The 16529-nt window shown below is 59.4% G+C and carries 17 protein-coding genes and 2 pseudogenes; 13 read left to right on the top strand and 6 right to left on the bottom strand.

Annotated features, from left to right (window positions below):
* Window positions 1-207: 207 nt before the first annotated feature.
* The 3 genes and pseudogenes from ACU680_RS00685 to ACU680_RS00695 all read left to right on the top strand — a co-directional run bounded on the left by ACU680_RS00685 (window position 208) and on the right by ACU680_RS00695 (window position 2186).
* Window positions 208-447 carry a hypothetical protein gene (locus ACU680_RS00685; protein ID WP_007961647.1) on the top strand — a complete coding sequence of 80 codons (240 nt, stop codon included), beginning with the start codon at window positions 208-210 and terminating at the stop codon, window positions 445-447.
* A gap of 149 nt (window positions 448-596) precedes the next feature.
* Window positions 597-878 (top strand): annotated as a pseudogene (locus tag ACU680_RS00690) (PAS domain-containing protein); the annotation flags it as partial.
* A 201-nt stretch (window positions 879-1079) separates the two neighbouring features.
* Window positions 1080-2186, top strand: coding sequence for a methyl-accepting chemotaxis protein (locus ACU680_RS00695; protein WP_443200888.1), 1107 nt, complete (start codon window positions 1080-1082; stop codon window positions 2184-2186).
* A 140-nt stretch (window positions 2187-2326) separates the two neighbouring features.
* On the opposite strand, the gene ACU680_RS00700 is transcribed toward ACU680_RS00695, so the two are convergent.
* The 5 genes from ACU680_RS00700 to norR all read right to left on the bottom strand — a co-directional run bounded on the left by ACU680_RS00700 (window position 2327) and on the right by norR (window position 6858).
* Window positions 2327-3076, bottom strand: coding sequence for a YkgJ family cysteine cluster protein (locus ACU680_RS00700; RefSeq protein ID WP_367085669.1), 750 nt, complete (start codon window positions 3074-3076; stop codon window positions 2327-2329).
* Window positions 3077-3162: 86 nt separating this feature from the next.
* Window positions 3163-3486, bottom strand: a complete 324-nt coding sequence (locus tag ACU680_RS00705; RefSeq protein WP_448178396.1) for a hypothetical protein — start codon at window positions 3484-3486, stop codon at window positions 3163-3165.
* A 158-nt stretch (window positions 3487-3644) separates the two neighbouring features.
* Window positions 3645-4103 carry a GNAT family N-acetyltransferase gene (locus ACU680_RS00710; RefSeq protein ID WP_448178397.1) on the bottom strand — a complete coding sequence of 153 codons (459 nt, stop codon included), beginning with the start codon at window positions 4101-4103 and terminating at the stop codon, window positions 3645-3647.
* Window positions 4104-4128: 25 nt separating this feature from the next.
* Window positions 4129-5031 carry a chemotaxis protein CheV gene (locus tag ACU680_RS00715; protein WP_007968390.1) on the bottom strand — a complete coding sequence of 301 codons (903 nt, stop codon included), beginning with the start codon at window positions 5029-5031 and terminating at the stop codon, window positions 4129-4131.
* 273 nt (window positions 5032-5304) lie between these two features.
* Complete coding sequence (gene norR / locus ACU680_RS00720; RefSeq protein ID WP_448178398.1) at window positions 5305-6858, bottom strand: nitric oxide reductase transcriptional regulator NorR; 1554 nt, start codon at window positions 6856-6858, stop codon at window positions 5305-5307.
* A 163-nt stretch (window positions 6859-7021) separates the two neighbouring features.
* Between norR and hmpA the strand changes: the two genes are divergently transcribed.
* The 10 genes and pseudogenes from hmpA (at window position 7022) to ACU680_RS00770 (ending at window position 15744) form a co-directional block, all read left to right on the top strand.
* A complete protein-coding gene (gene hmpA / locus ACU680_RS00725; RefSeq protein ID WP_448178399.1) occupies window positions 7022-8203 on the top strand; it encodes an NO-inducible flavohemoprotein in 1182 nt (393 codons plus the stop codon).
* Between the two features lie 262 nt (window positions 8204-8465).
* Window positions 8466-8621 (top strand): annotated as a pseudogene (locus ACU680_RS00730) (ester cyclase); the annotation flags it as partial.
* 25 nt (window positions 8622-8646) lie between these two features.
* Complete coding sequence (locus ACU680_RS00735) at window positions 8647-9156, top strand: disulfide bond formation protein B (protein WP_448178400.1); 510 nt, start codon at window positions 8647-8649, stop codon at window positions 9154-9156.
* 826 nt (window positions 9157-9982) lie between these two features.
* Window positions 9983-10924 (top strand): ubiquinol oxidase subunit II, encoded by a 942-nt coding sequence (gene cyoA, locus ACU680_RS00740; protein WP_007968383.1) that lies wholly within the window; start codon window positions 9983-9985, stop codon window positions 10922-10924.
* 3 nt (window positions 10925-10927) lie between these two features.
* Window positions 10928-12955 (top strand): cytochrome o ubiquinol oxidase subunit I, encoded by a 2028-nt coding sequence (gene cyoB / locus ACU680_RS00745; RefSeq protein ID WP_007968380.1) that lies wholly within the window; start codon window positions 10928-10930, stop codon window positions 12953-12955.
* A gap of 3 nt (window positions 12956-12958) precedes the next feature.
* A complete protein-coding gene (cyoC, locus tag ACU680_RS00750) occupies window positions 12959-13582 on the top strand; it encodes a cytochrome o ubiquinol oxidase subunit III (RefSeq protein ID WP_003227982.1) in 624 nt (207 codons plus the stop codon).
* The gene (gene cyoD / locus ACU680_RS00755) at window positions 13582-13917 is read left to right on the top strand and encodes a cytochrome o ubiquinol oxidase subunit IV (protein WP_003227981.1); all 336 of its coding nucleotides are present in this window, start codon (window positions 13582-13584) and stop codon (window positions 13915-13917) included. The genes cyoC and cyoD overlap by 1 nt, the downstream gene beginning before the upstream one ends.
* A gap of 10 nt (window positions 13918-13927) precedes the next feature.
* On the top strand, window positions 13928-14815 hold the full coding sequence (gene cyoE / locus ACU680_RS00760) for a heme o synthase (protein ID WP_003227980.1): 888 nt from the start codon (window positions 13928-13930) through the stop codon (window positions 14813-14815).
* A 214-nt stretch (window positions 14816-15029) separates the two neighbouring features.
* Window positions 15030-15260, top strand: coding sequence for a hypothetical protein (locus ACU680_RS00765; protein WP_045122026.1), 231 nt, complete (start codon window positions 15030-15032; stop codon window positions 15258-15260).
* A complete protein-coding gene (locus tag ACU680_RS00770) occupies window positions 15253-15744 on the top strand; it encodes a RidA family protein (protein WP_007968375.1) in 492 nt (163 codons plus the stop codon). The genes ACU680_RS00765 and ACU680_RS00770 overlap by 8 nt, the downstream gene beginning before the upstream one ends.
* Window positions 15745-15811: 67 nt before the next feature.
* Here the strand turns inward: ACU680_RS00770 and ACU680_RS00775 are convergent, their stop codons facing one another.
* Window positions 15812-16513 (bottom strand): hypothetical protein, encoded by a 702-nt coding sequence (locus ACU680_RS00775; RefSeq protein WP_448178401.1) that lies wholly within the window; start codon window positions 16511-16513, stop codon window positions 15812-15814.
* Between the last annotated feature and the right edge of the window lie 16 nt (window positions 16514-16529).

Consider the following 16529-nt stretch of genomic DNA (forward strand, 5'->3'; position numbering starts at 1 on the left):
GGCGACGCATCTCTGCCGGCTATTGGTGTCAGCCGGTCCCAAAAAGGGACCGATCATTCCCAATTTGGGAAACATTGCACCATCACCTACCTCTAAACCGTTCGGCGTACGCTGCAAATCTTCAGGTGCTGTCGCAAGGCGCGCAGGTATACTGCGCGCCTTCGCGGCTCACTGTTCGGGCCCGACTTTTTGCTTTGCGGAGCTTTTATGACTTCCCCGACCCAACCGCCGGTTGACGACGCCGTGAGCGATGTCCCGGCTGAACTGGCTGACGCCAGCGAAACCAAACCCGAGATCCCGGCTTTCAAGTTCCCGTTCAAACCGGGTGAACTGGCGGCGGCCAAGGGTTCGAATCAGCCGTGGTACAAGAATGGCGCCAAGAACGGCCACACCAAGACCCCGGGCATGGCGCCGCCGGGTACCCGTCGCTCGATGGGCAAGCGCTGAGTTTCACCCCGCCTTCAGCCATCGGCTGCGATTTTCGGTCGCAGTGATGGCTAAGTGCTCAGATCCTGAGCCAGATCAATATTTGACCAATTGGTGCGCTTAGAGTCAGCAGCCCTGCCGACTCTTCCAATAAAACGAGCGCGCCATTCATGAAGATCAATCTCCCGGTAACCGGCCGTAACGTCGATGTGGCGCTGGATGCGAACATTCTTTCGACCACCGATCTGACCAGCGCGATCACCTACGCCAACGAAGACTTCATCAGAATCAGCGGTTACAGCCGCGACGAATTGCTCGGCACCCCGCACAACCTGCTGCGCCACCCGGACATGCCGGCGCAGGCGTTTGCGCATATGTGGCAGACACTCAAGGGCGGGCGCTCGTGGATGGGGCTGGTGAAGAATCGCTGCAAGAACGGCGATCACTACTGGGTCAGCGCGTATGTCACGCCGGTGACGCAGAACGGCGTGGCGGTGGAGTATCAGTCGGTGCGCACCCGGCCTGATGCGCGGCAGGTGGCGGCGGCTGAGCGGGCGTATGCGCAATTGCGCGGTGAGTCGAAGGGGCGGCGGGCGCTGCCCGGGCTTGGTTTGCGCGGCAAGGTCACGGCGTCGGCCAGTGCTTTGCTGGGGCTGGTGCTGGGGATTGAAGCCTGGTTGCGCCCGGAGTCGGCGTGGATCGACGGGGTGCTGTTTGTCTGCGGCAGTAGCCTTTGTGCGTTGGGTGTGCGCTGGATCTTGCGGCCGCTGGAGCGGCTGAGCGAACGGGCGCGGCAGGTCGCGGACAATCCGTTGAGTCAGAGCATTTACACCGGGCGCCGCGATGAAATCGGCCAGATCGAATTCGCCCTGCAGATGCTCGAAGCGCAGGTCGGCGCGGTGGTCGGGCGTATCGGTGATGCGTCGCAGCAGTTGGCCGGGCACGCGGCGCAATTGGTCGATCATCTGCAAAGCAGCCACAGCAGTTCGCTGGCGCAACAGGCCGAAACCGATCAGGTGGCGGCGGCGATTCATCAGATGGCCGCCAGCGTCGCGCAGGTTGCCAGCCATGCGCAGCAGGCGTCGGTGGCGGCGGATATGGCCGGGACGGAAACCCGAGAAGGGCATTTGCTGGTGGGCGAGAGTCGCAGCGCGGTGTTGCGTCTGGCCGAAGAACTGCGGCGGGCGACCGAGGTGATTCATCAGCTCGAAGGCCACAGCAGCGAGATTTCCGGGGTGCTGGAGGTGATCCGCAGCATCGCCGAGCAGACCAATCTGCTGGCGCTCAACGCGGCGATCGAGGCCGCACGGGCCGGGGATGCCGGGCGCGGCTTCGCGGTGGTGGCCGATGAGGTGCGCGGGCTGGCGCAGCGCACGCAGCAGTCGACCAATGAGATTCAGCGGATGATCAGCACCCTGCAGAACGGCGCGCGGGATGCGGTGCTGGTGATGCAGCAGAGCAGCGAGCATGTGGATAACAGCGTCGAACAGGCCCAGCGCGCGGCGCGGGCGCTGGACGGGATCAGTGAGCGGGTCGAGCAGATCACCGAAATGAGCCTGCAGATTGCCGCAGCGGTGGAGCAGCAGAGCGCGGTGAGCGAAGACATTAATCGCAACATCGTCAGCATCCGCACGGCGTCGGAATTGACGGTGGATGAAGGGCGGCAGAGTCAGCGCAATTCGGAAGATGTGGCGGGGCTGGCGGGGGATTTGCGGTTGTTGGCGCGGGAGTTCTGGGGGCGGCGGCAGGTTCGGGATTGATGCTGCTCTCACTGGCCTCATCGCTGGTAAGCCAGCTCCCACAGGTTTCTGCGTCGTGCACAAATTATGTGAACACTCGAGAACATTGTGGGAGCTGGCTTGCCAGCGATGAGGCCAGTCCAGTCACCTTGAATTTTGGATCAAGCCGCCCGCAACGAAATAAACGCGTACGTCTGCGCCGGCTCCGTCACCACCTGTGCGCCGGCCGCCACCAATTGCCCGGCAACGTCGTCACCGGACAGATGAAACAACCATTCACTGGATTCTGTATTCAGTGGCTGTGCTGCAACCTGATCGATCACGGCCGCGAACGCGTCCATCTGCGGCAAATACGCGGTAAACCCGTCGCCCTTGAGCGCCGTGGTGCGAATCCCCAGCGCCGCGCAGATCGCATCCTTGATACGGATGTCATCGCGATCAGCCTGGCGCGAGCGCTGGATCAGCTCCAGCAGTTCCTGATCGACCAACTCCCCTCCGACAATCAGCAGCGGCCCCTGTTGCCACGACTCTGGCGGGCAATCCTTGGCGGCTGGATTGAGCGGGATGTGCGGGTTGATTTCCGCCGGATAAATCCTGCACACCAATGGCCGGCGTTCGTAAATGCGGCACAGGTTTTCTTCGTCAAGATTCCGGCAGCGCCCGACGTTGTACGCGGCGAAGGTGATGGCCACGTGGGCCTCGGCCGTGCCGCTGCGCACCACCAGCGAACGCCGCTCGGCGTGTTCACGCTGCTGCGCCGGCAGGCCCAGGCCGTTGCCCAGAAAAGCCTCCACCAGCACGATCACCTGACCGCCATCCGCCGCCCACATGCGGGCTTCCGCGAGGGTCAGGGGCACATGGTGGTCGGTGCAGCATTTGCCGCAACCGACGCAGGAAAATGTCGTATTCATTGCACGATCAATCTTCAATCAGAGTGTGAAACGGCGACGTAAAGTCGCCAGGCTGAGGCTGATCGAAGCAAGTTGTGCGCCAGCCCTCAAGGCTTGGCGGTCGGACGGATCGAGTCCCATTCGGTGACGAAGGCGGTTTTCGACTTTTTGCTATACAGGCACAGCTCAGTGCCTTGTTGGCCTTTCATGTGTTTTTGCGGGTACTGGCCTTGCAGCAGCACGGCGGTGTAGCCGACGCGGTCATCGAATTGCGCGGGTGTGCCCACGGGTTTGGCGTCTTTCAGGCCGCTGGTCTTGGTGCAACTGGCGAGCACGGTTTTGTCATAGGCAGCCCAGGCGTCGGGGCTGGAGGCGTGGGCCTGGGATGCGAGGGCGGTGAGGCAGAGCAGGCTCAGGGTGAGCGTTTTCATGGGGCGGCATCCTTGGTCTTGAGGGTCCAGAGGTTGGAGTATGCCTAAAGCGTTTTGTTGCCTGAGGCGCCGCTAAAAGATCGCAGCCTGCGGCAGCTCCTACAGGGAAGCGCGTTCTTTGTAGGAGCTGCCGCAGGCTGCGATCTTTTGACTTTGAATCAGTCCGGCACGATTTCCCGGCGAACCACAAACATCCCGGCACTTTCATACAACCGCTGCGCCCGCAGGTTGTCTTCCAGCACCTTCAAATCGACAAAACCTTCGCGGCGTTGCTGAAACACCTTGAATGCATTCAGCAGCAGCGCTCGACCCAGTCCACGACCCTGAGCGCGCGGATGCACCACCAGATTCTTGATATAGGAACTGGTCCAGCATTGCGCCACACCAACCACGCCCTCAGCGTCCGTGGCAATCCAGCACAGCTGGGGATCGTATTCGGCATCGCTTTCGAACCGCTGTTGCCACTCCTCCAGCGCCGGCACGCGACCACCGCCTTCGCGGTAGCCGAGTTGCATCAGCTGATGCACGGTCGCCGCCAGTTCCGGACGATAAGTGCTCAGCTCAATACCTTCCGGCCAGTGGATGGCCGGCACGCCTTGGCGAAGGTCGCGCCGCATCAAAAAGCAGTAGGTCTGGCTCAACTCAGTGACCGTTGGCCGCGACGTGTTTGGCCGCTTCGATCAGACGTTGGGTCAGCTCCGGCGAGGAGAACTTGGTCAGCACCGCGTTGGCCCCGGCCAGTCGGGCCTTTTCGCTGTTCATCGCGCTGTCGAGCGAGGTATGCAGCAGCACGTAGAGGTGGGCGAAGTCCGGCGTCTCGCGCAGGGTGCGGGTGAAGGCGTAGCCGTCCATCTCGGACATTTCGATGTCGGAGACGATCAGGTTGATCTGTTGCGCGGTGCCTTGCAGGTCCAGCAGGCAGTCGATGGCTTCCTTGGCACTGCGCGCGGTGTGGCATTGCAGGCCGAGGTTGCGCAGGGTGTGCACCGATTGCTGCAGCGCCACCTGGCTGTCGTCGACCACCAGAATTCGCGCGTTGCCGAGCACTTCGGCGTCTTCCATGCTCAGGTCGGTCGGGGCCATTTCGATCTGCGCCGGGGCAATGCTGTGGATGACTTTTTCAATGTCCAGCACTTGTACCAGTGTGCCGTCGACCGAGGTCACGCCGGTAATGTAGGCGCGCGAGCCGCCGGAGCCGAACGGCGGCGGCTTGATGTCGGTGGTCAGGCAATGGACGATTTTGCTCACCGCCTGCACGTGCAGACCCTGCTTCGAACGGCTGACGTCAGTGACGATCAGGCAGCCGCCGTTGGGGTCTTCCAGCGGTCGCTCGCCGATGGCACGGCTGAGGTCGATCACCGACAGCGATGCGCCGCGCAGGGTGGCGATGCCTTTGATGTGCGGATGCGACTCGGGCATTTTGGTCAGTGGCGGGCAGGGGATGATTTCACTGACTTTCAGCAGGTTGATCGCCATCAGCTTGCCGCTGCGCAAGGTAAACAGCAGAAGCGAAAGTGAATCTGCGCGGGCTTTGGTGGAAGACATATAAACCTTCTGTGGAAAAAGGTGATGGGCGAGGGTGCAAATCGCCAGAAACTATTGATGCCGGGTTATCGACTTGTCGGGGGCAGGCTTTAGGCTCAATCCCCAATCTCGGCCGAACGGCGGCGAATGCTCTGTGGCGAGGGAGCTTGCTCCCGCTGGAGTGCGAAGCGCTCCCATAACCATCCACCGCGGTGTATCAGCTTGGCCATGTCCGCTGATATTGCGACTGCTGCGCAGCCGAGCGGGAGCAAGCTCCCTCGCCACAATGGAGATCTATCTCATTCCAAGGCGTTTAGCCATCCGCCCCAGATTCGCCCGGTCCAGCCCCAACTCCCGCGCCGCACTCGCCCAGTTATCCTGATGACGCTCAAGCGCAGCACTGATCAACTGCCGCTGATATTGCTCGGTGGCGCTGCGCAGATCGCCGCTGATCAACGGCATCGCGGGCACCTCGGCAACCGGCGCGGGCGAGTTATCCACAACCTCGCGCGGCAAATCCAGATCCGCCGCGCTCAAGCTGAGAATCTTCGGCCGTACCTTGCAGTTGCCCAGCGCTTTCAGTGCGCTGCGGCCAATCAAGTGTTCCAGTTCACGCACGTTGCCCGGCCAAGTGTAGGCGAGCAGCGCGTCCTGAGCGTCGCTGCTCAGGCGCAGGCTGTTGAGGCCCATGCGCGAGCGGTTCTGTTCCAGAAAGAAGCCGCTGAGCAACAACACGTCGCGCCCGCGATCACGTAGCGCTGGCACCCGCAGCGGGTATACGCTCAAGCGGTGATAGAAGTCGGCGCGATAGCGGCCGCTGCGCACTTCTTCGGCCAGATCGCGGTTGGTGGCGGCGATCAGGCGCACGTCGACCTGATGTTCCTTGTCCGAGCCGAGCCGCTGCAACTGGCCGCTTTGCAGCACCCGTAGCAACTTGGCCTGCACGGTCAGCGACAGTTCGCCGACTTCGTCGAGAAACAACGTGCCGCCATTGGCCAGTTCGAACTTGCCGCGGCGGTCGCTGGTGGCGCCGGTGAAGGCACCGCGCACGTGGCCGAACAGTTCGCTCTCGACCAGGGTGTCGGGCAGGGCGGCGCAGTTGAGGCTGATGATCGGTTTGTCGGCGCGCGGCGAGGCGCCGTGAATCGCCTGCGCCACCAGTTCCTTGCCGACCCCGGTTTCGCCAGTGATCAGCACAGTCAGGTCGCTGCCGCCGACCAGATTGATTTCTTCCACCAGACGTTTGTGGGCTTTGCTCTGGCCGATCATTTCGCGCTGCTGCTGACCACTGGCCTGCCGGTAGACCTCGGCGCGCTGATGCTCATCCTCGGCGCGCAGCGCCAGGCGTTCGATACGTTCAGCGGCGTTGACTGTGGCCGAGGCGAGGCTGGCGAAAGCTTGCAAGGCGTCGAGTTCGATCGGCTCGAAACGCTCCGGGTCGAGGGCGTCGAGGGTGATCAGGCCCCAGAGTTTTTCATCGACGAACAGCGGACAGCCGAGGCAGTCGTGCACTTCCAGATGATCGCCCAGTCCATCGACCAAGCCGTCGTACGGATCGGGCAAGTCGCTGTCGGCGGCGAAGCGGGTCGGTCCGGCGCCGTCCAGCAGGATCTCGAAACGGGGATGTTCGCTGACCTTGAAGCGCCGGCCGAGGGTGTCGGTGCTCAAACCGTCCACCGCCAGGGGCACCAGCCATTCGCCGTCCAGGCGCAGCAACGCGGCGGCATCGCACGGCAGCAGGGCGCGCATGGCTTCGAGCAGGCGCCGATAGCGCTCGCCCTCGGGCAGTTCGCGAGACAGGTCGGAGACCAGTGGCAGTAAAGCGGTGAGCAGGGATTTGGCGGTCATGGTCTTGTAGTCAAAGAGACTCGATGTAGTCGCGATGACTATATGTGTGTTTGAGTCTAAATGACTACTTATAAATTAAATCATTGATTTATAAAGATAAAAAATCTGGCATGAAAACTGATAACTACAGGGTAATTCTCAAAAAAGCTCAGGAGTCACTCTTATGCTTAGCGTCCAGGATCGTGCCATCGTCAAATCCACAGTGCCTCTGCTGGAAAGCGGTGGTGAAGCGCTGATCACCCACTTCTACCGCATGATGCTCTCTGAATATCCTGAGGTTCGCCCGCTGTTCAACCAGGCGCACCAGGCCAGTGGCGATCAGCCTCGTGCGTTGGCTAACGGCGTGTTGATGTACGCCCGGCACATCGATCAGCTCGACCAGTTGGGCGATCTGGTGGCGAAGATCATCAACAAGCACGTAGCCCTGCAGATTCTCCCGGAGCACTACCCGATTGTCGGCACCTGCCTGCTGCGGGCCATTTCCGAAGTGCTCGGCGACGAGATCGCTACGCCGGAAGTAATGAGCGCGTGGGGCGCGGCTTACGGGCAACTCGCCGAGATTCTGATCGGCGCCGAAGCCGCGATTTACGACCAGAAAGAACAAGCGGTCGGCGGCTGGCGCGGGGCGCGGGAGTTCGTCGTGGTGGACAAGGTCGAGGAGAGCGCGGAAATCATCTCGTTCTACTTCGAGCCTGCGGACAAAGGTCCGATCCTTGCTGCAGAGCCGGGTCAGTACATCGGCATGAAGCTGATCCTCGATGGTGAAGAAATCCGCCGCAACTATTCGCTGTCGGCGCTGGCCAATAAAGGTCAGTACCGCATCAGCGTCAAACGCGAACCGGGTGGTCGTGCATCCAACCACTTACATGATCAACTGCACGTCGGCGCGAGCATTCAGCTGTTTCCGCCATCGGGCGAGTTCACTCTGACCAAGAGCGACAAGCCGTTGGTGCTGATCAGTGGTGGCGTTGGCATTACCCCGACTCTGGCGATGCTCGAAGCAGCGCTGCAAACCGAGCGCCCGGTGCACTTTATCCACTGCGCGCGCAACGGCAGCGTGCATGCGTTCCGCGACTGGATCGATGGGTTGGCGGCGTGTCATCCGCAACTCAAGCGCTTCTATTGCTACGCCGAGGATGATGGCGTGAGCCCGGCGGCGGACAGGGTCGGGATCCTCAGTCAGGAGCAGTTGGGCGAATGGCTGCCGGCGCAACGGGATGTCGACGCTTATTTCCTTGGGCCGAAAGGCTTCATGGGGGCGATCAAGCGGCATCTGAAAGCGCTGGGGGTGCCGGAGCAGCAGAGCCGCTATGAGTTCTTCGGGCCGGCGGCGGCTTTGGAATAATCCAGAACCGGGTTGCCTTCATTCGCGAGCAGGCTCGCTCCCACAGGATTTGTGGCGTGCACAGAATGTGTGAACGACGCGGAACCTGTGGGAGCGGGCTTGCCCGCGAAGGCCGTTATGCAGTTCTGACTTATAGAAAAGTGTTCCAAGGTTAATCGTTTCTTAACCGGCTTATCGTTTATTCCCCCCGATGCTGATGACAGACGCCCGTTCGTCTGGCTGATCAGGATCGCCCCGGTCGCACGCCATCTTTCCTCGCCGTGGTACGTTCAAGGCTCTCAACGGGCTGGGTCAGCGTGTAGACTTCCGGGCAACCGATATCTATCAGATCGACAACGGTCGCATCGCGGCCAATTGGCATATCGAAGACAACATCAGCCTGATGGCGCCACTGCAAGCGCAGCCGCCGATCAGCTGAACCATGGACATACAAGGGAAACGCGATGAGCGAGGAAACGATTCGACTGGGACGTGAACGGCGCTTTCTGGTGCTGCTGGGTATCATCTGCCTGGCGTTGATTGGTGGCGCGCTGTACATGCAGGTCGTGCTGGGCGAGGCGCCATGCCCGCTGTGCATTCTGCAGCGTTATGCGTTGTTGCTGATTGCGTTGTTCGCGTTTATCGGCGCGGCGATGCGTACCCGGCGCAGCATCACGGTGTTCGAAGTGCTGGTGGTGATCTGCGCGATCGCCGGCGCCGGTGTTGCCGGGCATCACGTGTACACCCAGTTCTATCCGGCGGTGAGCTGCGGCATCGATGTGTTGCAGCCGATTGTCGATGACCTGCCGCTGGCGAAGATCTTCCCGCTGGGCTTCCAGGTCGATGGTTTCTGCTCGACGCCGTACCCGCCGATCCTCGGTCTGTCGCTGGCGCAATGGGCCTTGGTGGCGTTCGTGCTGGTGGTGATCCTGGTGCCGCTGCTGACCTCGCGTAACCGAAAAGCCCTGAGCTGAATCAACTCTTCGGCAGATTGGCCGATACAGAAAACGCCCCGATTTGCGGATCAGCCGCTCGGGGCGTTTTGCATTTCAGAGTGATTGTGAAATCACCGTGACGAACGGCAATGAAGAGTGCGGCAGGTGTGCGACATGTTGTCACACACGCCCTGTCGCAGGGCCTTTCGGCGACCCGGATTGGCGTAATGTTACAAAAAAGGATTGGTCTGTTTCGGCATTTTTCTGGTTTTGCACGCGGGTGCCAGATCAGGCAGTTTTAACAGGCTCTGGCAGATGGCCAGAGGCCTTTGAATATCGGGCTTTGCGCCGATTCGGTGGCAGGAAAAAGCCTTCAGAGCTGTCTGAACTGAGGTGTATAGGCCTACATTTTTTGGTGTTTTTGTTGAGAATCGATTTCGATAACATGCGGAACTTTTGCAAAAACGGTGATGGATTGTTGCTCTGAGCGATAAAAATTATTTCGGGATAAGACATGGTGTATAGGGCGCTACCTATCTACAATCGCCCGCACTGAATTCCCGGCACTGTTCAGCCTTTATTAAGGAACTGGACAGGAAGTCGGGTGTCGAGCGGGCCGAAAGGCTTTTGCGACACCCAGGTGTCGGTGCCTTCCAACTTTCCGCACCAAATGGAATTGGTCTGTAACAAGGCCTTTGACCACGAATTCGAATAAGAACTGACCGCTGTCCCAAGGTTTTGTCGAGCGTCTGACGCGCGACGGGCGGCCCTTATTCAATCCAAAGAAAATGCCAACCCTTGGCAGGGTGAAGTGTTGGCGATCAAAACCCAACTGCATTGCGCAAGCTGCTTTAGAGGTCGTGAGATGAGTAAAAACAGGTACCCCAGATTACTAGGCCTAGTGCCGCTGCTCGGCACGTTGTTGCTGGGAGGCTGCAACATGACCCTGCTCAATCCAACGGGCCAGGTCGGCCTGGAACAGCGCAACCTGATCATCACCGCCACGCTGCTGATGCTGTTGGTCGTTGTGCCGGTTATCGTCATGACCTTCCTGTTCGCCTGGAAGTACCGCGCGTCCAACAAGGATGCCGTCTACACCCCGAAATGGTCGCACTCGACCAAAATCGAAGTGGCGGTCTGGACCATCCCGGTTCTGATCATCATCGCCCTGGGTTACATCACCTACATTTCGACCCACAAACTGGACCCGTACCGTCCGATTGAATCCGACGTCAAGCCGGTGACCATCGAAGTCGTGGCGCTGGACTGGAAGTGGCTGTTCATCTATCCGGAACAAGGCATTGCCACGGTCAACAAGATCGTGTTCCCGGCGCACACCCCGGTCAACTTCCGGATCACCTCCGACGCCGTGATGAACTCGTTCTTCATCCCGGGCCTGGGCGGCCAGATCTACGCAATGGCGGGCATGACTACCCGGCTGCACCTGATCGCTGACCGCAACGCTGAAATGGACGGTATCTCCGCCAACTACAGCGGCGCTGGTTTCACCGGTATGAAATTCAAAGCGATCGCAACTTCTCAGGAAGATTTCGACGCCTGGGTAAGTGAAGTCAAAAAGGCACCTAAACAGCTTGAACCAGCTGAATACGCAGCCCTTGCCAAGCCAAGCCAGAACAATCCAGTCGAGCTCTACTCCTCGGTCACGCCGAACCTGTTCCAGACCATCGTCGACAAGTACGAAGGCATGAAACCGGGCAAGCCGCTGAAGCACGAGAAGAAAGAGAAAGAAGTGGCGGCAACGGACATGGACTCGAATTCGCATTCAGCTGCCGGGGCAGAGGAGTAAACGATGTTTGGTAAATTAAGTTGGGAAGCGATCCCTTTCCACGAGCCGATCGTGATGGTCACCATCTCGATGATCGCGCTCGGTGGTCTGGCGTTGTTCGCTGCAATCACCTACTTCAAGAAGTGGACCTACTTGTGGACCGAGTGGCTGACGTCGGTCGACCACAAGAAAATCGGTGTGATGTACATCATCGTTGCCATGGTCATGCTGCTGCGTGGCTTTGCCGACGCCATCATGATGCGTACCCAGTTGGCCATGGCCACCGAGGGTTCGCCTGGCTACCTGCCGCCTGAACACTATGACCAGATCTTCACCGCTCACGGTGTGATCATGATCATCTTCATGGCGATGCCATTCTTCACCGGCCTGATGAACCTTGCAGTGCCGCTGCAGATCGGCGCGCGTGACGTTGCCTTCCCGTTCCTGAACTCCCTGAGCTTCTGGCTGCTGGTGTCCGGCGTTGTGCTGATCAACCTGTCCCTGGGCGTCGGCGAATTCGCCAAGACCGGTTGGGTTGCCTATCCGCCGCTGTCGGGTCTGCAATACAGCCCTGGCGTGGGGATGGACTACTACATCTGGGCGCTACAGCTATCGGGTCTGGGTACAACGTTAACCGGGGTTAACTTCCTCGCGACCGTGCTGAAAATGCGTACCCCTGGCATGAAACTGATGGACATGCCGATCTTCACCTGGACCTGCACCTGGGCCAACGTCCTGATCGTGGCTTCGTTCCCGATCCTGACCGCTACCCTGGCACTGCTGACCCTCGACCGTTACATGGATTTCCACATTTTCACCAATGAACTTGGTGGCAATCCAATGATGTACGTCAACCTGTTCTGGGCCTGGGGCCACCCTGAGGTTTACATCCTGATCCTGCCGGCATTCGGCATCTTCTCGGAAGTGATCTCGGCGTTCACCGGCAAGAAACTGTTCGGCCACCACTCGATGATCTACGCTTCGGGCGCGATCTCGGTACTGGGCTTCATGGTTTGGCTGCACCACTTCTTCACCATGGGTTCGGGTGCCAGCGTCAACGCCTTCTTCGGTCTGGCGACGATGCTGATTTCCATCCCGACGGGTGTGAAACTGTTCAACTGGCTGTTCACCATCTACCAGGGCCGTCTGCGCTTCACCAGCCAGGTGCTGTGGACTCTGGGCTTCATGGTGACCTTCGCCATCGGCGGCATGACCGGCGTACTGCTGGCCATCCCGGGTGCTGACTTCGTTCTGCACAACAGCCTGTTCGTGATCGCGCACTTCCACAACGTGATCATCGGCGGCGCGGTATTCGGCTACATCGCCGGTTTCGGCTTCTACTTCCCGAAAGCGTTCGGCTTCAAGCTGCACGAAGGCTGGGGTAAAGCAGCGTTCTGGTTCTGGATCTCGGGCTTCTTCGTCGCGTTCATGCCGCTCTATGCACTGGGCTTCATGGGCATGACCCGTCGTCTGAACGCCACCACCAACCCTGAGTGGGTACCGTACCTGTACGTTGCCATGTTCGGTGCGGTGATGATCGCTGTCGGTATCGCCTGCCAACTGATCCAGCTGTACGTCAGTGTGCGTGACCGCAACAAGCCAGAGAACATGTGCGAACACGGTGACCCGTGGAATGCCCACACTCTGGAATGGTCGACCTCGTCGCCACCTCCGTTCTACAACTTCGCTGTGCTGCCGAAGGCTGACTGCATCGACCCGTTCACCGAGGCCAAGGAAAACGGTACTGCGTACCAGGCTCCGGCCAAGTACGAGCCGATCCACATGCCGAACAACACCGCCACTGGCGTGGTGATGGGCGCACTGCTGACCGTCTTCGGTTTCGCGATGATCTGGCACATCTGGTGGTTGGCGATCGCCAGCCTGGCCGGCACTGTCATCTACTTCGTGATCCACGCCGCACGTGACGACCAGGGCTACATGGTTCCGGTTGAAACGATCGAGCGCATCGAAGCCGAGCAGCACAAGCGTCTGGTCGCGGCAGGGAAAATCCCGGCCAATGCCACCCGTGTAACCTCGTTGGAACAGGCTTAAACCATGTCGAACTTAGTGACCAATGTTGGACACGCCCATGGTGACCATGGGCACGATGACCATCACCACGACTCGGGCGAGATGACCGTATACGGTTTCTGGCTCTACCTGATGACCGACTGCATTCTGTTTGCGTCGATCTTCGCGGTGTACGCAGTACTGGTAAACAACGTCGCCGGTGGCCCGTCGGGCCACGACATCTTCGAACTGCCATACGTGCTGGGCGAAACCGCTCTGCTGTTGTTCAGTTCGATCACCTACGGCTTCGCCATGCTGGCGTTGTACAAAGGCAAGAAGCAGCAAGTTCTGGGCTGGTTGTTCATGACCTTCCTGCTCGGCGCAGGCTTCATCGCCATGGAGATCAACGAGTTCCACCTGCTGATCTCCGAGGGCTTCGGTCCTAGCCGTTCGGGCTTCCTGTCGGCGTTCTTCACCCTGGTCGGTACCCACGGTCTGCACGTATCCGCGGGTCTGATCTGGATGGGCATCATGATGTACCAGGTCAACAAGCACGGCCTGACGGCGACCAACAAGACCCGTCTGAGCTGCCTGAGCCTGTTCTGGCACTTCCTGGACGTGGTGTGGATCTGCGTATTCACCGTTGTTTACCTGATGGGGACCCTGTAATGGCTAATGCACACTCCCATGACAGCCATGATGCTGGCCACGGCAGCGTAAAGTCGTACGCCATCGGCTTCATCCTGTCGGTGATCCTGACTGCCATCCCGTTCGGCCTGGTGATGTTTCCGACCTTGCCGAAGTCGACCACGCTGGCAATCGTTCTGCTGTTCGCGGTAATCCAGGTGATCGTTCACCTGTACTACTTCCTGCACCTGGACCGTTCGATTGCACAACGTAACAACGTGATCGCGTTTGTCTTTACGGCCATCGTGATCCTGCTGCTGGTTGGCCTGTCGCTGTGGATCATGTTCAGCATCCACACGTACATGATGGCGAAGTGAGGTAGACCCGATGTCGCTCAAGCACTTTATCCAAATCACCAAACCGGGGATCATTTTCGGTAACGTGCTTTCTGTGGCAGGCGGGTTCTTCCTGGCCTCGAAAGGGCATGTAGATCTGGCGGTGTTCCTGGCCGCCATGATCGGCACTTCCCTGGTCGTGGCCTCCGGTTGCGTGTTCAACAACTGCATCGACCGCGACATCGACCTGAAGATGGAACGCACTAAAAACCGGGTGCTGGTGCAGGGCTTGATCTCCCTGAAACTGGCCCTGGTCTACGCGACCATCCTGGGTGTTCTCGGCGTTGCCTTGTTGTACAAGGTGGCCAACCCGTTGGCCGCCCTGTTCGCGGTAATCGGCTTCATCATCTACGTCGGCTTCTACAGCCTGTACCTCAAGCGCAAGTCGGTTCACGGCACGCTGGTGGGCAGTCTGTCGGGCGCCATGCCGCCAGTGATCGGTTACGTTGCCGTCACCAACAGCTTCGACATGGCCGCACTGACCCTGCTGGTGATGTTCAGCCTGTGGCAGATGCCGCATTCCTACGCCATCGCGATCTTCCGTTTCAACGACTACCTGGCCGCATCGATTCCGGTGCTGCCCGTCAAGCGCGGAATCGAAGTGGCCAAGAAGCACATCCTGCTCTACATCCTGGCGTTCCTCGTGGCGACCTTGATGCTGACCTTCAGCGGTTACGCCGGCATGAGCTACCTCGCGGTCGCCGCGGCCATGGGCATGTACTGGTTGTACATGGCCTGGACCGGCTACAAGGCGGTGGATGACACGGTCTGGGCACGCAAGCTGTTCGTGTTCTCGATCTTCACCATCACCGCCCTGAGCGTCATGATGTCTTTGGACTTCAAGGTGCCGGCCGAGCTGCTGCTGACGTACGCGCCGTAAGGCGGGATGGCTTCACGAAAAACCCCGCACATTGAGAGATGTGCGGGGTTTTTTGTTGGGCCTGATTTAGGTAACTATCAAAGAATACTTCCAGCACTCAATAATTTCTGCCAGTTGGGAAGGAGCCTTCTCCAAAGAGGGATATCTCCTACCGCCAGAAGATTTTTCTTTCGTTACGATCACTCGACATCTGGTTTTATCGAGGCGCTGATAAATGGCAAAACGCGTTCTGTTTGACGAATTGATGCAAGGAATTCAGGAGATGGCTGCTGCGCGCAGAAAGGCTGGCGCTGCTACGGTGGCGGCAGGTTGCTATCAGTCAGTAAAAGACCTAGATTTGGATCCAACTATGCCGATGATCTACATCGAGTCGAATCCGCGATTTTCATCGGTCTTAACCTGCGATTTTTCATGCATTGATCAAAAGGCTGGGCGAAATGACTGAGAGGATGACCTGCGACGAACGCTTCATTGCCCTGGCACAAGAGCTGAACTACGACATCTATGGCGAGAACACCGCCGGCGGCAATTACGCGCCGCTGATCCGTCATCGCGATGAGTTGTACATCAGCGGCATGGTGCCGCGTACCCACGGCAAGATTCAGTATCCGGGTCGGGTGGGGCTGGAGTTGAGCCTCAAGGATGCGCAGGCCGCCGCGAGCATCAGTGCCATGCGCTGCCTGGCGCTGATCGTCGATGCGGTCGGTTCACTGGACAAGATCCGGGCGTTGTTGCGGGTCACGGTGTATGTGAAGTCGACCCCGGACTTCGTTGACCTGAGCGAAGTGGCTAACGGTGCATCGGACGTGTTCAGCCATGTGCTCGGCGATGCCGGCCGGCACACCCGCACCACGGTCGGTGTCTATCAGTTGCCGAAGAACGCCGCGATTGAAGTCGACATGATCGCAGCGGTGCAGCCGGAAGTCTGATCGTCACGCCGCCCAACAAAAAGCCCCGCCTGAATCTCAGTGCGGGGCTTTTTCGTCGGCGCCGGATTTACTGCGCGGCGATGCTGTAGCCATCGAACGCGGTCTGCTGTTGCAGGGCGGTGATGATGTTCTTGCGGTTGATCGCGTGTTCGGTGCCGGCGTTATCGACGAAGGTTTCGCCTTCCAGCTCGGCTTCTTCACCTTCACCGACGAAGGTGAAACCGAGGAACTCCAGCGCTTCACGGTCAACGTTCATGCGCGAACGCGGGGTGCGCAGCGGCAGGGTCACGCTGTTGCCGTCCTTGCTGATGGTGAAGATTTCGAGTTCTTTCTTCTTGGCAGCCTTGCTCTTGCCGCCGCTCGGGTTGCTGATCGCCTGATGGGTCTGGTTCAGCACTTTGAGCGCGAGGCCGTAGACGATTTCCTGGAACGCCGGGTCGTCCTTGAAGCAGGACAGGATGCGGCCGATCGAGAATTTGCTGCTCAGGTCTTCAAGGGCGGCGAGGTCGGCGGCTTCGGCGTCTTTCAGAGCCTTGAGCTGGCCCATCAGCTCGTAGGCCTTGTCGTCATCGAAGCTATCGTGCGCTTGGCGGATCGCGGCGCGCAGCTCGCGGATCTGGTCGCTTTCGCGGGTCGACTGGAACGCGTCCAGCACCATCTCGCTGATGATTTTGGCTTGTGGAAGGTGTTGTGAAAGATTGATGGAGTTTTCGTATTCCGCTTTGGACGATTCGGTGACTACGGATTCAGCGGTGTTGAAATCGGACATTGAAATTTCACTACTT

The organism is Pseudomonas sp. LF020 (genome assembly GCF_053456425.1).